This is a genomic window from Streptomyces diastatochromogenes (assembly GCF_002242805.1).
GTDB classification, from domain to species: domain Bacteria; phylum Actinomycetota; class Actinomycetes; order Streptomycetales; family Streptomycetaceae; genus Streptomyces; species Streptomyces diastatochromogenes.
Genome location: NZ_MCGQ01000006.1, coordinates 215,195 through 231,738, shown reverse-complemented (window position 1 = coordinate 231,738; position 16,544 = coordinate 215,195). Strand labels below are relative to the sequence as shown.

Genomic DNA, 16,544 nt, shown 5'->3' with positions numbered 1-16,544 from the left:
CCCCCTGCGGCGGATGGTGCACCCTGTGTGCCATGTTGAACGAGTCGAGCCGTGTCGAGGCCTTCAGCGACGGTGTGTTCGCCATCGCCATCACCCTGCTCATCCTGGAGATCAAGGTCCCCGAGGTCGGCGAACACGGCGGCCTCTGGCAGGCGTTGGGCGCTCAATGGCCCTCCTACGCCGCCTACGTGGTGAGCTTCCTGGTCATCGGCATCATGTGGGTCAACCACCACCAGGTCTTCAGCTACGTCGCCCGCGTCGACCGCACGCTGATGTTCCTGAACCTGCTGGTGCTGATGGTGGTCGCCGCGGTGCCGTGGCCGACGGCGATGCTCGCGGAGTACCTGCGCGAGGACAAGGCCTCGCATGTGGCGGCCGCGGTCTACAGCCTGGTGATGGTGCTGATGGCCGCCGCCTTCCAGGCCCTGTGGTGGCATCTCACCCGCACGGGCCACCTCTTCGACGCCCGCGTCGACGTCCGGGCGGCCAGAGCGACCCGGGCCCGCTTCGCCCTGGGCTCACTGGCCTACCCGGTGACGGTGGGCCTGGCCTTCGTCTCGGCCCCCCTCACCCTCGCCGCGCACGGCCTGATCGCCCTCTACTACGGCTTCAACCAGGTCCCGGTGCCGACCGTGTCCAGGCAGCCCGAGTGACCGGTCAGCCGGCCTTGACCTCGTCGACGTCGAGGCCGCGGTCGACGCCGTGCGCGATGACGTTCTGCCCGGGTTCGAGGTGCAGGCGCGTGCCGTCGAGATACACCTCGACCTTGTCCGGTTCGAACGACACCAGGTCGCTGATCCGGTCGACCTCCCGGTAGGCGTCGCGGTACGTCCAGGCGGCGCGACGCGCGTCGCCGATGTCGTAGTAGTCGCACAGGCCCTTGTAGGGGCAGAACGTCCGGTCGTCGACGGGGCGCAGCCGGGTCTCGTCGATGTCGGCGCGGGGGACGTACCAGCGCGGGGCGAATCCCGACTCGAAGAGCACGACGGGGTGCTCGGAGCGGGCGATCACGGCGTCACCGAGGCGGACTTCGAGGGTGCGGGAGGTGGTGCGGATGTCGATGCGGTGGTACGGGTCCGCCGCATGACCGAGGATGCGTTCGTCCTCCTCGTAGAAGGCGTCCATCGCCCGCCAGGCGAAGGCGATACGGCCCTGGAGCTCGGCGGCGTGCTTGGGCAGTGCGGTGAACTCCCAGGCGGCGCGTTCGGCGGTGCGCCCTCCTGCGTGCACCGCGTACCAGGCGGTGTCGCCGAGGTCCTTGTGGTGGGTGACCTTGCCGCTGGTGACCAGGGTCTGCTCGTTCACGTCCTCTCGGGGGAAGTAGGCGACGGGATAGCGGCCCGGCTCGTGGAGCAGGACGACGTTCTCGCTGTCGGCGATCCAGGTGTCGTCGAACCGCACGCGCATACGACGGCGCAGCCGCTCGGCGAACAGGAGGCGCTCGGGGAGGGGTTCGGGGGTGAGGAAGTGTCCGATCGCGCCGGCGGAGAGGGGGCCTTGCTGCCAGGACAGTCCCATGACGGATTCCTTCCGGTTACGGCGTGCGCCCCGCGCGTCAGACGAGGACGCGGGCGAGGAAGTCGCGTATGTGCTCGGTGATGGCCCCGAGGTGGCTCTCCAGGGCGAAGTGTCCGGACTCGAGCAGGTGGATCTCGGCATCGGGCAGGTCCTGGCGGAACGCCTCCGCACCCGCGGGGCCGAAGATCTCGTCGTTCGCGCCCCAGACCGCCAGCAGCGGGACCTGGGAGTCGCGGAAGTACTGGTGGACCTGCGGGTAGAGGTCCACGTTGGTCGGGTAGTCGCGGAACAGCCTGAGCTGGATCTCGTCGTTGCCGGGCCGGTCCAGCAGCGCCTGGTCGTGCACCCAGTTGTCGGGGCTGACCAGGCTCGGGTCGGCGACCCCGTTCACGTACTGCCACCGGGTGATCTCGGGAGTCAGGGCACCGCGCATGGGGGCCTCCGTGTCCGGGCCCGGGGTCCTGGCATAGGCGAAGACGCCCTCCCAGAAGGGCTTGACGAAGCCCTCTTCGTAGGCGTTGCCGTTCTGGGTGATGATCGCCGTGATCCGGTCCGGGGCCTGGAGCGCGAGCCGCCAGCCGATGGGGGCGCCGTAATCCTGCACGTACATCGCGAACCGGTCCACGCCCAGCTGCCCGAGCAGGCCGGAGGTGACCTCGGTGAGGGCGTCGAAGGAGTACGGGAAGTCCTGCGGGGAGGGCATCGCGGACTGGCCGAACCCGATGTGGTCGGGGGCGATCACGTGGTACCGGTCGGCGAGCGCCGGGATCAGGTGGCGGAACATGTGCGAGCTGGTGGGAAAGCCGTGGAGCAGTACGACAGCGGGCGCCTGGGGGTCACCGGCCTCTCGGTAGAAGACGTCGAGGCCGTTGACGGTGGCGGTGCGGTGGTGGACCGGGGAGACCATGGCACTAACCCTTCTTTTGCGATTCACCGGTTAGATCTCCAGTCGAGCATCCTCGATCTAACCTGTCAAGACGCTTTTGATGGTTAAGTGAACGCCGCCCTGCCTCCAGGCTCCGTCCTTGCGCTGTCATCGGCCAGCTCAGGAGGAGTGCGCCGAGCCGGCGGCGAGCCAGACAAGGGCGAGCCGGAAGCGGTGATCACGGAATCGCGGCGGCACTGACACGGAACTACGATCGGTTCGAGCGCTCACGTCACGGCGCCATGAGGGACTGCCCCGGCCGGCCACCCCGCAGGAGGTCCGCAATGGCGACGCTGCTGTCCGTCAACGTGGGGATGCCCCAGGACGTGTCCTGGCAGGGAAGGACCGTCCACACCGGAGCCTGGAAGGCCCCCGTCCAGGGTTCTCGTATGGTCCGGCGGCTGAACGTCGAGGGAGACGGCCAAGGGGATCTCGCCGGGCACGGCGGCGAAATGCGCGCCGTCCTCGTCTACCAGCTCCAGTCCTACGAGTACTGGCGGAAGCAGCTCGGTCGCGACGACCTGACCTTCGGGATCTTCGGGGAGAACCTCACGGTCGACGGCCTGCCCGACGACGAGGTGTGCATCGGCGACCGGTACCGCATCGGCGAAGCCGAGTTCGAAGTCACCCAGCCGCGCGTCACCTGCTACCGCGTCGGCATGCGCCTGGGCGAACCCACCATGGCCTCCCTGCTGGTCGCCCACCACCGCCCCGGCTTCTACCTGCGTGTGATCAGCGAGGGACACGTCCAGGCCGGCGACGAGATCACCCTCACCCGCAAGGGCCCGGAAGAGCTCAGCGTCGCCGACACCGACGCGCTGCTCTACCTGCCCGACCGTGACCCGGCACAGCTGCGCAGGGCACTGAACATCCCTGCTCTCAGCCCCGGATGGCAGCAGTCCTTCCGTGAACTCGCCGCCGCCCAGCAGCCCAAGCAGGAACCGGGATGGCCCAGTGAACGCGCCGGCACCCGGCAGCCCGGAGAGGGGCCGGGATGGCCGGGCTTCAAGGCCATGCGCGTCGCCCGCATCGTTCCCGAGACCCCCACCATCTCCTCGGTCTACCTCGACATCACCGACGGCACACCCCTGCCCGAGAACCGCCCGGGCCAGTACCTCTCCGTCCGCCTCGCGGTCGGCGACGCCGCCCCCACGGTGCGCAGTTACTCCCTGTCCTCCGCACCCACGGCCGGCACGTACCGCATCAGCGTCAAGCACGAGCCCCACGGGCAGGTCAGCCGCTACATCCACGACACGCTCCGGCCCGGCGACCTCCTGGACGTCGCCAGCCCGCGCGGGACGTTCGTACTCGACGAAAACACCCGCCCCGTCGTCCTCGTCTCCGCGGGGATCGGCGCCACTCCCGTGCTCTCCATGCTCCACCAGCTCGCCGCCACGATGGACCCACGCCCCGTCTGGTGGATCCACACCGCCCACGACCGCGCTCACCACGCCTTCGCGGACGAGAGCCACGCGCTCCTGGCGCAACTCCCCGACGCCCACGAGCACATCTACTACACCGCCGAAGCCCCACATCCGGACGAGGACCACATCACCCAGGGCCGCCCGAACGCCCGGTCGCTCGCGGCGCTGGGCATCCCCGCCGACGCGGACGCCTACCTCTGCGGACCGGTCGCCTTCATGGACGACCTCGGCGGCTTCCTGCGCGACCACGGTCTGCGCCCCGAGCGGATCCACACGGAACAGTTCAGCGCCCTCCCGGCCATCAACCCCGGCATCACGCCCACGGCCGCCGTCCGACCGCACCAACCACCCGGCCCCCCGGGCACCGGCCCGCTCATCACCTTCGCCCGCAGTGGCATCACCACCACCTGGTCACCGGCCCACGCCTCACTCCTCGACCTCGCCGAGGCCTGCGACATCCCCACCCGCTGGTCCTGCCGCACCGGCGTCTGCCACACCTGCGTCACCCACCTCGTGGCAGGCGACATCACCTACACCACCCCACCCCTCGAACTCCCCGAACCCGGCACCGTCCTGGTCTGCTGCAGCGAACCGACTTCCGAGGTCGTCCTCGATCTCTGATCGGCCTTTGCCACGGCTTCAACCCGACCCGGCAGGCCCCGGCCAGGCCATGAGGTTGGCCAGCAGTTCGGCCTGTTCGACCGCGTCGTCGAGGGCATGGTGCGTGTGACGGCGGCGGGACAGCAGATGCCTCGGCATGGTGCCCTTGGCCACCGCCCGCAGCGGCAGGCCCGCCTTGGCGGCGTACAGCGTCTTCATGTCCAGGCAGCCCGAGTGACCGAAGGGGCTCTCGCCGGTGAAGCGGATCAGGTACCAGTACAGAAACGTCCAGTCGTACGACGCCGGGTAGCCGCACATCACCGGCTGCGCGCCGACGCTGACCTCGCGGACCCAGGTGGAGAACTCGGTGAGGGCGACTGCCGGTTCCACGCCCTCGGTCTGCAGCCGCGCCCGGTCCAGGCCGCTGACCGCCAGCGCCTCCGGGACGAACTCATCGGAGATCGGCCGGAGTTCGCGGTAGAAGGTCCACTCCTCGGGGTCGGCCGGGCGGAACCCGTCGGCGTCCTGGGTGCCGGCGACGGCCGCGCCCAGGCTCAGCATGGAGTACGGCCCCGGGATCGGGCCGTCGGCCTCGATGTCGACGGAGATGTAGCGGCTGGGCTTGACGCGTCGTGCGGGCATGGGACCGGAGCATGGCAGCCGGGGCTGTCCTGCGCATCCGAATTCAGGCGCGGGGCCCCGCCTGGCACGGCATTGACGAAGGCAGCCGGCCGGTGAAGTACGAGCGGGGCGGTACGCCCATCAGGGTGCGGAAGTCGGTTGTCATGTGGGACTGGTCGTAGTAGCCGGTGGTGGCGGCCAGTTCGGACCAGGGGGCGGTCGTGGCGCGGTCGATGACCGTGCGGACGCGGTTGATGCGGGCGTAGTGCTTGGGGGAGACGCCGACGCCTTCGGTGAAGAGGTTGCGCAACTGGCGTTCGCTGACGGCCAGTTCGCGGGCCACGTCACGGACCTGGGCGGGTGCGCGGTTCGTGTGGACCGACAGGGCGTCGACCCCGGCCCGCAGAAGGGCCGTCCGGGCGGGGTCCGTCGCGGCGGACAGCAGCTCGGGCAGTGCCTCGGCGAGGTGCGGCACCGCCTCCCGCGGATCCAGCCACCGCACCTCGCGCGCGAGCCGGTGTGCCGTCCGGCCCGGCAGCTCGTCGAGCGGTACGACCCGGCCGACCAGGTCGGCTGCCGGGACGCCCAGCAGGGGGCGGGCCGTGCCGGGCGCGAGGTGCAGCTCCACACAGGAGACATGGGCCTTGCGCTCGTAGTACCCGGCACGCACCCGTGGCCCGACGGCCAGCACATCGCGGTGCCCGTCCGGACCCACGCGGAGCACCACCTTGGTGACCGCGTCGGGAAGGTGGACGAAGGCCTCGACGGGCGGGTCGGTGACGGACACGGTCCGCACCCCCGCGATCCAGGGGCGCAGGGCCTCGGGCGTGGTCAGGGCCTGCTCGGCGGTGGCGTTCGGCACCCCTCCACCGTAAGGGCGCCGCACCGCCTTCCGGGCGGGCGAACCGTGCCGGAATCTCCAAGAGTCGGGCGCCCGGTTCACCCCACCGTGGACCTCATGATTCTGGTGACGGGTGCCACGGGCACCATAGGAAGCGACGTGGTACGACAGCTCGCGGCGCGCGGCGAGAAGGTGCGCGCCCTGACCCGCGACCCGGCGAAGGCCCGGGTGCCCGCCGGGGTGGAGGTGGTGCGCGGGGACTACCTCGACCATGGCTCCCTGGCCGGCGCGATGGCGGGGGTGACGGCCGCGTTCCTGTTGCGTCCCCCCGGCCCGGAGGAGGGGCACGACCTGGGGCTGGTCGAGGCGGCGCGGGCCGCGGGGGTGCGCAGGCTGGTGAAGCTCTCCGCCATCGGGACCGGCGATCCCGAGGTCGGCCCGGCCGGTGTGTGGCATGTGGAGGGAGAGCGGGCGGTGCGGGAGAGCGGGACCGAGTGGACGGTCCTGCGGCCCTCGTCGTTCGCCTCCAACACGCTCAGCTGGGTGCGGGAGGTCGGGCGGGGCGAACCGGTGCCGAACATGACCGGCGACGGGGAGTCGGGTGTGATCGACCCGCGGGACGTGGCCGAGGCGGCGGTGCGGGCGCTGGTCGACGGCGGGCACGCGGGGCGGACGTACACGCTGACCGGGCCGGAGGCCATCAGCGTTCCCGGCCAGGCCACGGTGCTCGCCTCCGTCCTCGGCCGCCCGGTCGCCACCCGGGACCTCTCCCCGGAGGAGACCCGCGAGCATCTGCTCACCGCCTGGGGCTTCGACGAGGCGCAGGCGGACGGCGTCCTGACCGGCACCGCCTTCGTCCGCGGTGGGGGCAACGCGATCGTCACCGAGGACGTCCGCCAGATGCTGGGGAGGCCGGCCAGGACGTACCGAGAGTGGGCGCAGGACCACAGGGAGGCGTTCAGCGGGGAGTGACAGGGGAGTCGGTGCCCGGCCGCAGCACCGCCGCCGCCAGTACCAGAGCCGCCACCGCGATCCCCGTGGCGACCCGGAACGCCAGCCGGTAGCCCTCCGCCGTGGCCGGGATCAGGTCCGCGCCCCGGCCGAGCACGGTGTCGGTGCGGCTCGCGGCCAGCGTGGTCAGGGCCGCCAGGCCCAGCGAACCGCCCACCACCTGCGTGGTGTTGAACAGTCCCGACGCCAGCCCCGCGTCCTCCTCCCGCGCCCCGGACATCGCCAGTCCGGTCAGCGCGGGCATCGCCGCCGCGAACCCGGCGGACAGCAACAGCAGCGGCGGCAGGACGTCGACGGGGTACGAGCCGTCGACGGGGGCGCGGCTCAGCAGGGCCATCCCGGCGGCGATCAGCACCAGGCCGGCGAGCAGCACCCGGTAGCCGCCGAACCGGGCGACGGTCCGCGCCGACAGACCCAGCATCAGCACACCGATGGCGATCGGGGCCGGAAGGAAGGCGGTCCCGGTCGCCAACTCGCCGTAGCCGAGCACACGTTGCAGATACAGCGCGCCGATGAACTGGAAGCCGTACATCGTGCCGATCATCAGCACCTGGACCGCGTTCGCGCCGGTCAGCAGCCGGGAGCGGAACAGGCGCAGGCGCAGGAGGGGGCGGGTCGCCCGGGCCTGGCGCACGGTGAACGCCGTGAACAGGGCGAGCGCCAGGGCCGCCATGAGGAGGGTGGCGGTCAGGGAGCGGTTGCCTGCGCCGACGATGTCGTACACCGTGAGCATCAGCGCACCCGTGACGAGCGCGGCTCCCGGGTAGTCGGCACCCCTGCCGAGTCCGCCACCGCGCTCGGGCGCGAGGACGCGCACCGCCGCCAGCCAGGCGACCGCGCCGATCGGCAGGTTGATCAGGAAGATCCAGTGCCAGTTCAGGGCCTGGGTCAGGGCGCCGCCGAGGAAGGTGCCGAGCGCCCCGCCCGCCGCGCCGACCGCGCTGAACACCGCGATGGCGCGGGCCTGTTCCCGCGGCTCGGGGAAGAGAGCGACCAGCATGCCGAGGACCACGGCCGAGGCCATCGCCCCGCCGACACCCTGCAGCGCCCGGGCCGCGATCAGCACACCCTGCCCGGTCGCCGTCCCGCACAGCACCGAGGCCGCGGTGAACACGGCGAGCCCCGAGGTGAACATCCGCTTGCGGCCCACCAGGTCACCCATTCGGCCCACCAGCAGAAGCAGCCCGCCGAAGGCGATCAGATACGCGTTGACGACCCAGGCGAGCCCCGGTCCGCTGAAACCGAGGTCGCTCTGGATGGCGGGCATCGCCACGGTGACGATGTTGCCGTCCAGGATCGTCATCAGGGTGCCCGCGCACAGAACTGCGAGGGACGTCCAGCGGGAGTACGTTCGTGACGGTGCCACCGTCGCCGGTGACGGGCTGTTGTCGATCGCGGTTGACATGGCTCCCCGTTCTTCATGCGCACCTTGGTGCACGACTTGTAACGGGGTTCATCGTGGGTGACCATGGAGGTCGGCGTAAGGAGGCAGTCCGATGTCCCAGAGGAACACCGGTGTTACCGTCCAGGCAGTCAACGCGCAGGCGTGCCCCGTCCGGGAAGTTCTTGACAGGGTGGCCGGCAAGTGGAGTGTGCAGATCCTTGTCGCGGCCGCTCAGGGGCCCATCCGTTTCACGGAGTTGGAGCGCGGTATCGAGGGCATCAGCCGCCGCATGCTGACGCTCACCCTTCGCAACCTGGAGCGCGACGGCCTGGTCACGCGTACCGTGCATGCGACGGTGCCGCCGAAGGTGGAGTACGAACTCACCCCGGTCGCCCTCGAGTTGCACCAGACGCTGCAGCGGCTGACCGACTGGGCCGAGAACAACAGGGTGTACATCGCCGAGGCACGGGCGACCTACGACGCCGAGCACCAGCCCGAGTTGCTCGACGCGTAGGCGGCTCGGACGGCTAGAGGCCGAAGAGGCTGAGGTCCGCGGACAGTTCCTTGAACACCGCGTCGGGGTCGGCGATCAGCTTGCGCTCCTCCAGGTTCAGCAGGCCGCCCACCGCGGTGATCTCGGCCGCCACCGTGCCGTCGGTCTTGCGTATCTCCTGCCGGATCCGGAAGGTCTTGCCGCCGCTCCACTCGAACGCGCAGGTCACGTCGACCTCGTCACCGGCCAGCAGCTCGCGTTTGTAGCGGATCGTCGTCTCCAGCGCCACCGGGCCGACGCCCCGGCCGACGAGGCCTGCCTGGCTGATGCCGGCGGCCTGGAGCAGCGACCAGCGGGCGTGCTCCGCGTAGTTGATGTACACCGCCTGGTTGAGGTGCCCCTGCACGTCGGTCTCGTAGCCGCGGACGGTCACACGGACGGAAAACGGTTCGGCCACTGCTTGCCCTTCTCGCGTTCGGATCTTCGGTCAACCGATCCTGGCACGCCGCTCACACCCGGCGTGGAGAGGCCAGCAGATAGCGGACCCGCGTGCGCGGCTCGGTGTACTCGCCGGTCTGCCAGCCCGCCCGCTCCAGCGTGGCCGCACACGCCCGCAGCCTCTCCTCGTCCGGCGCGTACACGGCTACCGCCTCCGGCTGCGGGGTCGCGCGCACCCGGTAGCCCTCGCCGTCCGGGCCCGACGGCCGATGCCCTGCCGCCTCCAGGGTGAGCGCTGCGGCCCGCACCAGATGCGTCCGCTCCCAGCCGCAGGGGCGGTCGGTCGCACCGCCCGGGTTGGTCATCCGGCGCAGCTCCAGCAGCCCCTGCCAGGCGCTGTGCACCTCCCGCAGCCGGGCCGCCTCCGACGCGGGCGCCTCCTCCTCGCCGCCGACGCGCGCCGCGAACACACCGGCGGACGGCGCCGGCTCTTCCGGGGCCTCGGGCACCGACTCCGCCTCCCGTATGCGATGCCCTGCCGGGGTCAGGAAGTGATCGTGCGGCGGGCGCGGGTGCCGGAAGGCGAGCCCCCGCTTCACCAGCGCGGCCAACTGTGCCTCCGTCCCGCGCAGCCGCCCGGTGACCTCGTCGGCGCCCTCGATCACCCGCCGCTGCGCGGCGCTCGGCGCTCGGCTCACGGCGTGCTCCCTCCGCTGTGTCGTCACCTCGGATCCGCCAGGTGAGCGGCCCCTTCGAAGCGTACGACCGGGGTCTGACAACGGGCCGGGGCTGCCGAGTCTTGCCGACCGCCGGGCGGCACGCCCTGGACCGGCGACGGGCTGGGGTCGGCCCAGAACCTCGGGGGTTGCAGCTGGGCGGGGGTGGGCCGCGCGACTCGGCGCTGACGAGGTGCCGCCGCGCCCACCCGTGCCGCCCCAGCGGCACGACTGCCCGCAGCTGGGGCGGTCGGCACAGCAGACGCCCGCTGCCTGCGGCTGGGGCGGCCGGGGTGGCAGGCGCTCGATTGCCCGCGCCTGGGGCGGTCGGCACGGCAGGACTCGATTGCCTGCGGCTGGGGCGGCTGGGGCGGCTGGCACGGCGGGCGTCCGATGGCCTGCGGCTTGGGCGGTCGGCGCGGCGGGCGTCCGATGGCCTGCGGCTTGGGCGGTCGGCGCGGCGGGCGTCCGACGGCCTGCGGCTTGGGCGGTCGGCGCGGCAGGCGCGCGACTGCCCGCGCCTGGGGCGGCTGGCAGGCGGGCGTCCGACTGCCTGCGGCTAGGACGGCCGGCACGGCAGGCGCCCGACTCCCCGCAGCTAGGGCGGCCAGCGCGGCAGACGCGCGACTGCCCGCGGCCAGGGCGCGCGGCACCGCAGATGCCCGTCGGGGCGGTCAGGTGGGTGGGCGGACGTTCCAGCCCGCCACCACCGGGCGACCGTGCTCCGTGCCGAGGCGGGACAGGGTGCCTGTCGCCAGTTGGAAGAGGGCGCCGTGTTGGGGGCGCAGGCCGAGGCGGCGGGCGGTGAGGACGCGGAGGAAGTGGCCGTGGGCGACCAGGACGACGACCCCCTCGGTGTTGGCGAGCGCGGCGTCCACCTTGCCCAGCATCCGGTCGGCGCGCTCCCCGACCTGCTCCGGACTCTCCCCGGGGTGCTCGGGCGGGCCCGGCGCGACCCCGTCCGTGAACAGGAACCAGTCGGGCCGGGTGCGCTGGATCTCCACGGTGGTGATGCCCTCGTACCCGCCGTAGTCCCATTCGCGCAGGTCGGCGTCGACCCGGGCGTCGTGGATCCCGATCAGTTCGGCGGTCTCCCGGGCCCGCTGCAGGGGGCTGACGAAGGCGGCGCCGACGCGGTGCGAGCGGATCAGCGGCACCAGCCCGCGCGCCTCCTCCCGGCCGTGCTCGGTGAGCGGTACGTCGGTCCAGCCGGTGTGCCGTCCGGACCGCGACCACTCGGTCTCACCGTGCCGGACGAGAAAGAGGTCACCCACGTCAGCGCCCTTCCCGCTCGCTTCCCAGCACCGTGTCACACGGTCGCGGCGCCCCGCAGGGCGGACTGGGCCAGACGGGCCGCAGCGCTCAGTTCCCGGCCGGCGTGCGGTGCGGTGGCGCCATGGACAGGGTTTCGCCGCAGGCGTCGATCACGGCGGTCCTCCGGTGCCGGTCCAGGACCGGGACGACGGTGCGGTCGGAGTCGTGCGGGGCCCAGACCACCGCCTCGCTCTGCCGCACGCACCAGTCGTCGGCACCCTTCGTGCCGTAGGGCGTGTAATGCAGGTCGACGGTGACCGTCGCCTTCGCGGAGAGGGGGAACGAGGCGGGGTGCCCCGGTCCGGCGCCGTCGATGCTGTCCGCCTTCCCGTTGTGGATCTCGATGCCCGGGTAGCCGTCGAACACACAGCTGTCCGGGCTCTTGTTGACGGCGGTCAGCCGTGCGTCGGCCCGGCTGCCGCCCTTCTCCTTGCCGAGCAGGACCAGCGTCCACTTCAGGGATCCGGTCCGGCAGTTGCCCAGTGGCGTGTCGTCCGCTTCGGAGGTGGTACCGCAGGCCGTCAGGGCCAGTCCGGCCATGAGGATGGTCATGAGGACGGCCAGGCCGCCACTCAGACGAGTCGTCGTTCGCATCGTTCCCCCTGAACCTGTGCGTGGGTGAGTGGTCAAGTGCCGGGATAGACCAGCGTGTTCTCCGCGCCGAGTGCCTTCGCGCCGGTGTCGGCGTACAGCGTCGTCTCGCCGTCGGACCAGCGGACGATGAGGTCGTCCCGGGTGCGGTTGGGGGTGTAGTCGCCCGCCGTCATGACCAGGTCGTGCTTCCACAGGGCGTTCGGGCCGCGCAGCCGCGACTTGGTGCCCAGTCCCGCGGCCGAGGTGCCCGGATAGGCGTCGAGTTCGCCGTCCGCCCAGCGTACGAGGACGTCCCAGGTGGCCTTGCCGCTGAAGTTCCCGCTGGTGAGCAGAGTGGTGTTCTTCCAGGCGCCGTTCGGTGCCAGCAGGCGCTTCTCGGTGCCGAAGGTGCCGGCGCCGACCGAGGTGTAGAGGGTCAGTTCGCCGTCGGACCAGCGCACCAGCAGGTCGGTGGCGTTCGTGCCGCCGTGGAACTGCCCGGCCGAGATCTGCACGGCGTTCTTCCAGACCGAGCCGGGCTTCGCCATCCGGACCTCCTGGCCCAGGCCCGCCGCGCTGACGTCCGGGTAGAGGGTGACCTCTCCGTCGGACCAGCGCACCAGCAGGTCGGACAGATCGCCGCCGGCGAAGTCCCCGCCGGTGATGGTCCGGGCGTGCGTCCAGGTGGAGTTGGCCCGCTGGAGCCGCTTCCGCGGCAGGAATCCGCCCTTGCCGTCACCGGGGTACAGCGTGGTCTCGCCGTCGGACCAGACCACGACCAGGTCACTGCGGTGATCGCCCGTGTAGTCACCGGAGGCGGTCAGCCTGGCGTGCTGCCACCGCCCCGCTCCGCCCGGGAGCTTGGCCTCGATCCCCTTGTACGGGGGCAGGTCGGACGGCGGATCCTGCCCCGCGACGGCGTAGGCGAGGAGGTTGGCGGCGTCGGTGCCGAACGCCGGGGCGTAGCTGATGTAGTCGACGTTCGCGTCGTTGCCGCCGCCGTTGTAGCCACCGAGGTTGCCGATGACGTGACCGGTGGTGGCGCCGTCCTTGTAGTCGGTGATCCAGGGGCTGCCGGACACACCGCCGTAGTAGCCGCCGCAGGTCATGGACATCTGCCGGTACCCGGGGAGTTGCTTCGTCGGCACGGTGCACTTGAGGGCGCGTCCGGCGCCGTTGTGCGCGTGCGACGGGTACCCGACCACCGTGACGTTCCGGTGCGTGTAGCCGGACGGCTTGGTGAAGGTCAGCCCGCCTCCCACGGCGTCCTGGAGCTGCTTGCCCTGCTGGTTGGCCGAGACCCGGGCGAACGCGGTGTCCAGGTCGGACCAGGGCTTCCGGGTGGTCGTCGAGCCGTTGTCGGGGACGTAGCGCGGGTCGAGGAAGATGTGCTGGATGTGGAAGATGCCGTACGGCTGCCGGTCGGGGCCCGCTCCCTTCACGAACTTCGGGACGAAGATGTAGTCGTTCTTCATGCTCAGCCCGCAGTGGGCCGCGGTGAGCACGATGTTCTTCGAGGCGGTGGCGATCACGCTGCCGGTGCAGTGCCAGGCGGTGCCGCTCGGCCCGCTGGAGCCGAAGAACGTTCCCACGAGCCGGGTCCCGCCGTACGGAGTCCCCTTGGGCGGGGCTGCCGCCGCAGCACCCGGCTTCCCGGACGCGGACGGCGCCGAGCGGAACCCGTCCAGCGGCCGGGCGTCCGCCATGCGCCGCGCGGTCCAGAACCGGGCGGCTTCCTGCGCCTCCCGCCCCGCGTCCGCCGTCACGGGCGGGGTCGGAGACGGCGAAGGCGAAGGCGATGCGGCCCGTGCGGCCGGAGCCAGGAGCCCGAGTATCACCGCGGACAGGACGGTGACGACCGTCCGGCCCCTTCGGTACGACAACAAGTACGTTCCCCCCGGTGTCACGAAAGCCGGACCAGGAGGACGAGCGGCCGCCGGTGCGACGCTGGTCAGGCGCGCACACGGGCGACTTCGCCACGAACTCCGGTGGATCCCCCTGGTCGTGCCCGCCGCAGGATGACGACGGGACCCAGGCGATCTTCGCATACGCCTGTTCGACGGCGTGCGTGACACAGGCAGCCGCCCGCGGGGCGTACGAAAGCCCCCTGTCGGTGATCACATACGGCGTTCACCGACAGGGGGCAGTGGCCCGGCTTTCCTCCGCCTCACCGTCCCTGTTCCGCGTACTCCTTGAACTGCTCCAGATCACTGCGGACGAGCCGTTCGATCGCGGTCGCCTGAGCGAATCCCTTCGGCCCGCCGAATGTCTCCCGGACGGTGTCGGGGTCGTACTCCAGCCGTGCCTGGACCCGGGTGTGGCCCTGGTCGATCGGCTGCAGGGAGAAGGAACCTCTCAGCTCCGGGGCGCCCGTGGTGCGCCACTCCATCACGCGTTCCCCCGTACGGTCCGAGACCTGGGCGTCCAGCTCCCGGGTCCCGCCGCTCGCTTCGACGTTCAGATGCGTACGGCCTCCCTCCTCCGTGCGGGCGTTGCGCACGCCGGCCACGAAGCGTGAGTAGTCCTCCACCCGGTGGAGGCTGTCCCAGGCCCTGTCGATGGTCACCCCGACGTCGACGTGTTCTTCCAGCGTGCTCATGGCTCACCTCCGGGGTCGGATGCTGGCCCGTACCTTCTGTTTCCAGTGTGCGCCCGGCACGGGATCACGCATCGTCACTGTCGGTAGCCGCTCAGGAACCGTCCGATCCGTCCGATCGCCGCCTCCAGGTCGTCCGCGTGGGGGAGGGTCAGGATGCGGAAGTGATCGGGCTTCGGCCAGTTGAAGCCCGTGCCCTGGACGACCTGGATCTTCTCCCGCAGCAGCAGGTCCAGTACGAACTTCTCGTCGTCGTGGATCTTGTGGACCTTCGGGTCCAGGCGCGGGAAGGCGTACAGCGCGCCCTTGGGCTTCACGCAGGACACGCCCGGGATCTCGTTGAGCTTCTCCCAGGCCACGGTGCGCTGCTCGTACAACCGGCCGCCCGGAGCGGCGAGTTCGCCGATGGACTGGCGGCCGCCGAGCGCGGCCTGGATGGCGTACTGGGCGGGCGCGTTGGCGCACAGGCGCATGGAGGCCAGCATGGTCAGGCCCTCCAGGTAGTTCTTCGCGTGCTGCCTGGGGCCGGTCACCACCAGCCAGCCGGAACGGAAGCCCGCCACCCGGTAGGTCTTCGACAGGCCGCAGAAGGTGAGGACCACCAGGTCGGGGGCGAGGGCGGCGGCCGAGTGGTGGACGGCGTCGTCGTAGAGGATCTGGTCGTAGATCTCGTCGGCGAAGACCATCAGGCCGTGCCGGCGGGCCAGGTCGAGGATGCCCTCCACGACCTCCTTCGGATACACCGCGCCGGTCGGGTTGTTCGGATTGATGATGACCACGGCCTTGGTGCGGTCGGTGATCTTCGACGCCATGTCGGCCAGGTCCGGGTTCCAGTCGGCCTGTTCGTCGCACAGGTAGTGGACGGCCTTGCCGCCGGCCAGGGTCGTCACCGCCGTCCAGAGGGGGAAGTCCGGCGCGGGGATGAGGATCTCGTCGCCGTCCTCGACCAGGGCCTGTACGGCCATGGACACCAGCTCCGAGACGCCGTTGCCGAGGAACACGTCGTCGACGCCGACCTCCAGGCCCAGGTTCTGGTAGCGCTGGGCGACCGCGCGGCGGGCGGAGAGGATGCCGCGCGAGTCGGTGTAGCCGTGCGCCTGCGGCAGCATCCGGATCATGTCCTGGAGGATCTCCTCCGGCGCCTCGAAGCCGAACAGCGCGGGGTTGCCGGTGTTCAGGCGCAGCACGCTGTGGCCCGCCTCCTCCAGTGCGTTGGCGTGCTCGATCACCGGGCCGCGGATCTCGTAACAGACCTCGCTGAGCTTGTTCGACTGCCGGAACTCCATGCGTCCCTCCGGGGAACTCGTGTTGCTTGGTTTTACCAAGTAGGAGCTTGGAAAGTCCAACGACATGTCTAGACTGCGGGTCATGTCACCTCGCCGAAGCTACGACCAGTACTGCTCCGCAGCCCGCGCGCTCGACCTCGTCGGCGACCGCTGGACCCTGCTGATCGTCCGCGAACTGCTGGCCGGCCCCCGCCGCTACACGGACCTGCACGCGGACCTGCCCGGCGTGAGCACGGACGTACTTGCCTCACGGCTGAAGGACATGGAACGGGACGGGCTGACCAGCCGGCGGCGGCTGCCGCCGCCCGGTGCGGCCTACGTGTACGAACTCACCGGGCGAGGGCGCGAGTTGCTGCCCGTGCTGCAGGCGCTGGGCACGTGGGGCGAGGGCGAGCTGGGCGAGCGGCGGCCGACCGACGCGGTGCGCGCACACTGGTTCGCGCTGCCCTTGCTGCGCGCGTTGCAGGGGGAGGGAATCGTCGAAGTGCGGCTGGAGGAAGGGGAGTTCCACCTGTACGCCGGGGCCGAGGAGGGGCCGGTGTACGGCGACGGGCCCGCGCCCGGTGAGGCGGACGCGCAGTTGGCGATGGACGCGGGGACGTGCGAGGCCGTGGCCCGCGGAGAGATGACCCTCACGGACGCCGTCCGGGCCGGGCGGGTCACGGTGACCGGCGAGGGCACGGTCGCCAAGGCGCTGCGGGAGGCGTGAAACGGGGATCCCGGGCCGGGCCGAGCGCACGGGGCGGCGGGGCCGGGGCCGGGGCCGGCAGCCCGCAGCGCTCCGGCCAGGCGCCGCGCGACGGC

Annotated in this window: 17 protein-coding genes; 5 read left to right on the top strand and 12 right to left on the bottom strand. The window is 71.4% G+C overall.

Annotation, left to right across the window (positions count from 1 at the left end; all coding sequences use genetic code 11):
• Positions 1-32 precede the first annotated feature (32 nt).
• Positions 33-653, top strand: a complete 621-nt coding sequence (locus BEK98_RS04505; RefSeq protein WP_244201743.1) for a TMEM175 family protein — start codon at positions 33-35, stop codon at positions 651-653.
• Between the two features lie 4 nt (positions 654-657).
• Here the strand turns inward: BEK98_RS04505 and BEK98_RS04500 are convergent, their stop codons facing one another.
• Positions 658-1,518 (bottom strand): DUF427 domain-containing protein, encoded by an 861-nt coding sequence (locus BEK98_RS04500; protein WP_094215034.1) that lies wholly within the window; start codon positions 1,516-1,518, stop codon positions 658-660.
• Between the two features lie 37 nt (positions 1,519-1,555).
• Entirely contained in the window at positions 1,556-2,425 is an 870-nt protein-coding gene (locus tag BEK98_RS04495; protein WP_094215033.1) for an alpha/beta fold hydrolase, read from the bottom strand.
• Positions 2,426-2,727: 302 nt separating this feature from the next.
• Between BEK98_RS04495 and BEK98_RS04490 the strand changes: the two genes are divergently transcribed.
• Positions 2,728-4,488, top strand: a complete 1,761-nt coding sequence (locus BEK98_RS04490; protein ID WP_094215032.1) for an MOSC and FAD-binding oxidoreductase domain-containing protein — start codon at positions 2,728-2,730, stop codon at positions 4,486-4,488.
• A gap of 18 nt (positions 4,489-4,506) precedes the next feature.
• Here the strand turns inward: BEK98_RS04490 and BEK98_RS04485 are convergent, their stop codons facing one another.
• Together BEK98_RS04485 and BEK98_RS04480 are read right to left on the bottom strand one after the other, a co-directional pair.
• Positions 4,507-5,109, bottom strand: a complete 603-nt coding sequence (locus BEK98_RS04485; protein WP_094215031.1) for a 3'-5' exonuclease — start codon at positions 5,107-5,109, stop codon at positions 4,507-4,509.
• A 43-nt stretch (positions 5,110-5,152) separates the two neighbouring features.
• On the bottom strand, positions 5,153-5,950 hold the full coding sequence (locus BEK98_RS04480) for a helix-turn-helix domain-containing protein (RefSeq protein WP_094215030.1): 798 nt from the start codon (positions 5,948-5,950) through the stop codon (positions 5,153-5,155).
• A gap of 96 nt (positions 5,951-6,046) precedes the next feature.
• On the opposite strand from BEK98_RS04480, the gene BEK98_RS04475 reads away from it, so the two are divergent.
• Positions 6,047-6,901, top strand: a complete 855-nt coding sequence (locus tag BEK98_RS04475; RefSeq protein ID WP_425276583.1) for an SDR family oxidoreductase — start codon at positions 6,047-6,049, stop codon at positions 6,899-6,901.
• On the opposite strand, the gene BEK98_RS04470 is transcribed toward BEK98_RS04475, so the two are convergent.
• The gene (locus BEK98_RS04470) at positions 6,888-8,345 is read right to left on the bottom strand and encodes an MFS transporter (RefSeq protein ID WP_094215028.1); all 1,458 of its coding nucleotides are present in this window, start codon (positions 8,343-8,345) and stop codon (positions 6,888-6,890) included. The genes BEK98_RS04475 and BEK98_RS04470 overlap by 14 nt on opposite strands.
• 91 nt (positions 8,346-8,436) lie before the next feature.
• Here BEK98_RS04470 and BEK98_RS04465 point away from each other — a divergent pair, with 91 nt between their 5' ends.
• Positions 8,437-8,838, top strand: coding sequence for a winged helix-turn-helix transcriptional regulator (locus tag BEK98_RS04465; protein WP_179851447.1), 402 nt, complete (start codon positions 8,437-8,439; stop codon positions 8,836-8,838).
• 13 nt (positions 8,839-8,851) lie between these two features.
• On the opposite strand, the gene BEK98_RS04460 is transcribed toward BEK98_RS04465, so the two are convergent.
• From BEK98_RS04460 to BEK98_RS04430, 7 genes are all read right to left on the bottom strand, one after another.
• Complete coding sequence (locus BEK98_RS04460) at positions 8,852-9,274, bottom strand: acyl-CoA thioesterase (RefSeq protein WP_094215027.1); 423 nt, start codon at positions 9,272-9,274, stop codon at positions 8,852-8,854.
• Positions 9,275-9,326: 52 nt separating this feature from the next.
• Positions 9,327-9,953 carry a hypothetical protein gene (locus BEK98_RS04455; RefSeq protein ID WP_094215072.1) on the bottom strand — a complete coding sequence of 209 codons (627 nt, stop codon included), beginning with the start codon at positions 9,951-9,953 and terminating at the stop codon, positions 9,327-9,329.
• Between the two features lie 692 nt (positions 9,954-10,645).
• Positions 10,646-11,245: a histidine phosphatase family protein gene (locus BEK98_RS04450; RefSeq protein ID WP_094215026.1), complete on the bottom strand. Its 600-nt coding sequence runs from the start codon at positions 11,243-11,245 to the stop codon at positions 10,646-10,648.
• An 88-nt stretch (positions 11,246-11,333) separates the two neighbouring features.
• A complete protein-coding gene (locus BEK98_RS04445; RefSeq protein WP_094215025.1) occupies positions 11,334-11,879 on the bottom strand; it encodes a DUF4232 domain-containing protein in 546 nt (181 codons plus the stop codon).
• Between the two features lie 32 nt (positions 11,880-11,911).
• Positions 11,912-13,624, bottom strand: coding sequence for a trypsin-like serine peptidase (locus tag BEK98_RS04440; RefSeq protein WP_244201742.1), 1,713 nt, complete (start codon positions 13,622-13,624; stop codon positions 11,912-11,914).
• A gap of 401 nt (positions 13,625-14,025) precedes the next feature.
• Entirely contained in the window at positions 14,026-14,457 is a 432-nt protein-coding gene (locus BEK98_RS04435) for an SRPBCC family protein (RefSeq protein WP_094215023.1), read from the bottom strand.
• A gap of 74 nt (positions 14,458-14,531) precedes the next feature.
• The gene (locus BEK98_RS04430; RefSeq protein WP_094215022.1) at positions 14,532-15,740 is read right to left on the bottom strand and encodes a pyridoxal phosphate-dependent aminotransferase; all 1,209 of its coding nucleotides are present in this window, start codon (positions 15,738-15,740) and stop codon (positions 14,532-14,534) included.
• An 82-nt stretch (positions 15,741-15,822) separates the two neighbouring features.
• Between BEK98_RS04430 and BEK98_RS04425 the strand changes: the two genes are divergently transcribed.
• The gene (locus tag BEK98_RS04425) at positions 15,823-16,449 is read left to right on the top strand and encodes a winged helix-turn-helix transcriptional regulator (protein ID WP_094215021.1); all 627 of its coding nucleotides are present in this window, start codon (positions 15,823-15,825) and stop codon (positions 16,447-16,449) included.
• Positions 16,450-16,544 lie beyond the last annotated feature (95 nt).